Consider the following 3,525-nt stretch of genomic DNA (forward strand, 5'->3'; position numbering starts at 1 on the left):
GGTTTGAAGCACTTCCGATAGAACCTATCGGCATATCATCGCGTTTGCCTGGAGTCTCGTTTCGAGACTCCAGCGCCACACGTTCAATTGCTCTTACAGATAGCTGCAGACGTAGTCGAGCGTTTCGATCACGTCGATGTCGAAGCGGCTCTTGCCGGGCACCGAAAACGACTCGCCCGCGCAATAGGTTTTCCATTCGCCGCTGCCTTCAAGGCGGATGCGGCACTGGCCGGCTTGCACTTCCATCAGCTCGGGCGCGTCCGTTCCGAAGTTGAGCGTGCCCGGCAATATCACGCCCAGCGTCTTGCGCGTGCCGTCCGCAAACAGAACGGTGTGCGAAACGCACTTGCCGTCGAAATAGACGTTGGCACGTTTGATAACGGAAACCTGATCGAATTGCGTTGCGGCCGTCATGGCGGTCTTCCTATGAATCGTCGTGAAGGGATGCGTTGGCGCCGCGTTGCGGCAGCCCGTTGTGTGGTCTGCGCCGACCATCTGCGCGAGCTTGCAGTCGGACGCAACCCGCCATCATACAGACGTCGCGCAACGACATCGGCATAACGCCGATCATCAATCAGGCTTACGCCAGCGGCCCGAATCCGGACACACGACGACCGGTTCGCCATTCAGCAATACCTGCTCTTCATCCGGCTGTGAGATGGGCAAAGGTGCAACGTCGAACTCAACCTGAAGCGCGCGTGCGACATGTATGTCTTCGATAGGAAGCTCCCATGTCAGGAAGATCTGCACGCTATCGCGATCCGGCGTGAAGTCGTCCGCGTTGAAGCTGCTGCTACCGCGCCGGATCACACCGTGCGGCTGGCCTGTGTCGAATACCACAGCCGTTCCGCGGGTCAACGGAATGTGCTGCCCCGTAGACGCGAAATGCAGGTCGAGCCCCTTGTCGTCGCTCAGAAACAGGTTGCAGAACGCCGCGCCGCCGTATTGCATGGCGTCATGGTGATAAGTCGCACCGCGGCAAGCCATTAAGGCCACGTCGCTGGAGGCAAGTACGCCGGGCAATCCGAGTGAGCGCGTCCAGTCCGACATCGCCTGAACACAGAGCGTGTAATCCGGCCAACGCATACGTGTTCGCGCGAAAGGCATGACTTCAACATCGCCGGGATCGAGAACCATGCGCGACGACGTTTCCCTCTCCCAGTCGACCAGCACGCGATGAGGCAGCTCGGGCACGTCCACGATGCCCGTCAGCACGATGTCGCTCACGCGCCGGGTGCGAATGGCGTCGCCACTGGAGAAACAGGAGATCAGCATGTCTGGCGCTCGATGCCATTGGGAGGACGAAACATCCGCATATTGTAGCGATAGCGAGCCATTCGCTCGCGCCGCAATGTCGGCCAAGCGCGACCCTGCCGCCGCCATAGCGGCGAGACTAATGTAGCTGAGCGCGGACGAGCCAGGCGACACCGCGCAATCGAGCGGATCGAGTGCTCGCAATGCGGCGGAATCCATATCGCGTGAATCGCGGGCACAACCGATTGCTGCCGCTTTACTCCGACCGAAACGAGCCCGCTCAACGCCCCGATCAATTGCCCGCGCGCATGGGCATGCGACGACACCGCGCGCGATTCGCGCTGCGTTATCGATGACCTTTACACCTGAGACGCGCCGCCGCTGCGTGCTGAACGCCCTACCACTTCGAGGAACTGGCCGATGCGTTTCGTGCAGATCGGCTCGATCGCCGTCGCGCTTCGAGTCGAACGGTCGCCGCGTCGCCGAAACCGCGCTTTCGCAGATAGAAGGCGCCTGAACTCTGACTCTCTTTCTCCCGTACCACCGAACGCCGCGCAAGCGTGCGTCTGGCGAGACTGAAACGTTCTTGCCGAGTGCGGGGCTCAAACGGTGCCTGTTAGCGGTTCATCAGTTGAGCTCGCGCTTGTTCGGTATGCAGTTCGACAAGCCTCGATCTGAGTCAGCGTCTGCATTAGCTTCAAAAGGGACAGCGGGAGCAAAGGCCATTCGATGTGCGTGCGCGAACCGGCAACCATCCCAGCTACATCGACGCGCGCCGACGTTGACACTTCTTCACTGCTGCGCATGCTTCGCTGCGTCTTCGATCACCGCGGCGACTTCTTTGGGACGCGATTCATACACGGAGTGGCTTGCACCCGCCAGTACCGTGGTGTGGCTATGCGCGCGCTGGTAGTAAAAGCGCTCGAGGTCCGGATTGATGATCTTGTCGTCGGCCGCCACGATGCCCCAACTCGGCTTCATGGTCCAGGCGGCGACCTTCATCGGCTCGGAGAAGACCTTGGCCGCCGTGAGAATCTGCGCGCGTGACTCGAACTGCGCTTCCTTGAGCGGCAGATCGGCTGCAAAATCTTTCGCGAAATCGGCGGGATTCAGATACGTGTAACCGTCGTCTGTCTTCTTGATGGCGCCTGCCTGCTGCGACGTGTAGCTGGGCATCTTCTTGCCCAGATCGCTTTCGTCTTCGCCCACTGCCGGCGCATGAGCCGCGACGTACACCAGCCCCGCAACTTTCGGATCGACGCCGGCCTCGGTGATCACCGAGCCGCCATAGCTATGCGCGACCAGAATGGTGGGACCGTCCTGCATGTCGATTACCCGCTTCGCTGCGGCTACGTCGTCATCGAGCGAGGTCAGCGGCTCCTGCACCATTGTGACGTGGTAGCCGTCTTTGGTCAGAATGTCATAGACCGGCCTCCACCCCGAGCCGTCGACCCACGCGCCATGAACGAGAACGATGTTGCGAATCGGCGCTTTGGCGGGTTGCGTGTCCTGCGCCATTGCGCTGGCGGATGCGAACAGGCATGCAGACAAGGAAAGAACCGTTGCAGCTAATGGCAAGATTTTCACGGCGAAACTCCATTGATAACGATTAGATAGCCAGTTGGGATCCTGTGCATGACTGCATGGTCCACAGGATCCAACTTGCGGCACTTAACTGCCGGCGTAGAGGTTGCAGAAGCTGACCGGGCCGACGCAAGCAGATTGCATCGCGGTATGCGACGCAGCACCTGAAGCCGAGCTGCCGCTTTGCGCGACACCGCCGACGGCTTGCATCCTCAGTTGCTGATCGCTTTGTGCTGCGACTTTTGCTTCCGCTGCCTGAACATCTGCCGGGTAGTTAACATCGTCACCGCTGGTAGGCCGATATCCAGCGTGCTCGACGCGGACGAGATCCGCACGGACTTCCGCACGTGTGAGCGGAGCGCTGCTTTGAGCGAAGCTGAGTACCGGGGCGCCGAGAGCGGAAACGGCGAGAGCGAGGCTTACTAACAATTTCGACATGATCAATACTCCTTAATTAATTGAATGGTTCGCGGCGGGAAGCCGCGGATAAAATCGCTTTGCACAGACTGGCAGGATCACTTCCGCCGAACGGCATTTTCTATCGGATTCCTAACTATCTAATTTTCCGGTGTCACGGGTCGGTATTCGTTCCTTCGAACTTCCTTCTCGTGGGGTTCCGGATTAATGCGTTTGCATCTGGCTACATAGGGGCAAACACAGGGCCCCGACGTTTATTCCAAAGTTTTT

General features: G+C 59.5%; 4 protein-coding genes and 1 pseudogene. All 5 read right to left on the reverse strand.

Annotated features, from left to right (window positions below; genetic code table 11):
• Nucleotides 1–93 precede the first annotated feature (93 nt).
• Nucleotides 94–414: a pyrimidine/purine nucleoside phosphorylase gene (ppnP, locus tag BCA01S_RS34090; protein ID WP_027780669.1), complete on the reverse strand. Its 321-nt coding sequence runs from the start codon at nt 412–414 to the stop codon at nt 94–96.
• A 156-nt stretch (nt 415–570) separates the two neighbouring features.
• Complete coding sequence (locus tag BCA01S_RS34095; RefSeq protein WP_027780670.1) at nt 571–1,275, reverse strand: hypothetical protein; 705 nt, start codon at nt 1,273–1,275, stop codon at nt 571–573.
• Between the two features lie 161 nt (nt 1,276–1,436).
• Nucleotides 1,437–1,610, reverse strand: a pseudogene (locus tag BCA01S_RS39445) (cupin domain-containing protein); the annotation flags it as partial.
• A gap of 436 nt (nt 1,611–2,046) precedes the next feature.
• Nucleotides 2,047–2,772: an alpha/beta hydrolase gene (locus BCA01S_RS34100; RefSeq protein WP_425176626.1), complete on the reverse strand. Its 726-nt coding sequence runs from the start codon at nt 2,770–2,772 to the stop codon at nt 2,047–2,049.
• A gap of 153 nt (nt 2,773–2,925) precedes the next feature.
• Nucleotides 2,926–3,276, reverse strand: coding sequence for a DUF4148 domain-containing protein (locus BCA01S_RS34105; protein ID WP_027780672.1), 351 nt, complete (start codon nt 3,274–3,276; stop codon nt 2,926–2,928).
• Between the last annotated feature and the right edge of the window lie 249 nt (nt 3,277–3,525).

Source organism: Paraburkholderia caledonica NBRC 102488, from assembly GCF_000685095.1.
Classification (GTDB): Bacteria; Pseudomonadota; Gammaproteobacteria; order Burkholderiales; family Burkholderiaceae; genus Paraburkholderia; species Paraburkholderia caledonica.